The organism is Nitratidesulfovibrio oxamicus, from assembly GCF_015731765.1.
Classification (GTDB): domain Bacteria; phylum Desulfobacterota; class Desulfovibrionia; order Desulfovibrionales; family Desulfovibrionaceae; genus Cupidesulfovibrio; species Cupidesulfovibrio oxamicus.
Map to the genome: position 1 here is coordinate 1 of NZ_VRYY01000624.1, position 1,072 is coordinate 1,072.

The 1,072-nt window shown below is 73.5% G+C and carries 1 protein-coding gene; it reads right to left on the reverse strand.

The genetic code is table 11. From position 1 onward, the window contains the following. Positions 1-981, reverse strand: a 981-nt coding sequence (locus FVW20_RS16380) for a cobalt-precorrin 5A hydrolase (RefSeq protein WP_231039179.1), incomplete at its 3' end; no start/stop codon positions are given. Between the last annotated feature and the right edge of the window lie 91 nt (positions 982-1,072).

Consider the following 1,072-nt stretch of genomic DNA (forward strand, 5'->3'; position numbering starts at 1 on the left):
GGCCTGCCGCAGGCCCGGTTCGTCGGCCTTGATGTCCGCGGAGGCCAGCGCGACGAGGGATGCCGGGGCAAGGTGGGCGGCGGCCAGCACCTCGCGGATGCGGGCTTCGATGATGCCACCATCCACACCGCGCTTGCAGCCCGTGCCCACGTGCAGCACGCGCGGGTGCAGCACAAGGCGGCGCGGCGCGGTCAGATGATCGTGCGGGGTGACCAGCACGGAGGGCGCATCGGACGGAATGTCGGCGGGGGCCGCGACGAACCGGAAAAGGTGCGCGGAGTGGGGCGGGGCCCCTGCCCCGTCGCCGGAAGCCTCTGGTGCGTCGTGCGTCCCGGTGCGTTCAGCCCCTGTCCCGTCTGGCGATGGCCCGGTGGCGCGCAGCCCCAGCCGGTCGCCGGGGTCGCATATCCACACCGGCTCCCCGGCCAGCAGCGCGCCGTTGACGTGGCGGACCATGGCGATGTCGGCCATGGCCAGCCCTGCCCGCGCGGCCAGCAGGTCGAACGAGGGCAGGCCCTCGGTGTCCGTGGCGGTGGTGATGACCGGGGTGCCGCCGGTGACGGCAGCCACCTGACGGGCCAGATCGTTGCCGCCGCCAAGGTGCCCGGACAGCAGGCTGATGGCGAAGGCCCCGCGCTGGTCGCAGACCGCCACGCAGGGATCCTGTGCCTTGCTGGTGAGATGCGGGGCGATGCAGCGCACCACGATGCCCGTGGCCGCCACGAAGACGTGGCCGGAATGCAGGCGAAAGGTGCGCGCCACAAGGTCCGCCAGCGAGGCGAACGGTTGGGCGGGCGGTAATTCCGCCGAGACCGGCATGCCGGAAGCAGCCCCCTCCGTGGTCGCCGCGCACAGGCGTTCCGGCAGGTACAGCGTGCCGCCCAGTTCTGCGGCGATGCGCCGAGCAAGCGTGGCCCCGCCGGGGGTCAGCGCGTACACGGCCATGGGCCGCGTGGATGGGGGGGCTGGCGTGTGGGGCATGGCGGTCAGGACCGGGTTGGGGTGGTGCGCGGGGCGGTTTGCCGGAAGCGTCCGACCTGATGCGGGTGATGCCGCAACGCAGGCGGGGGCG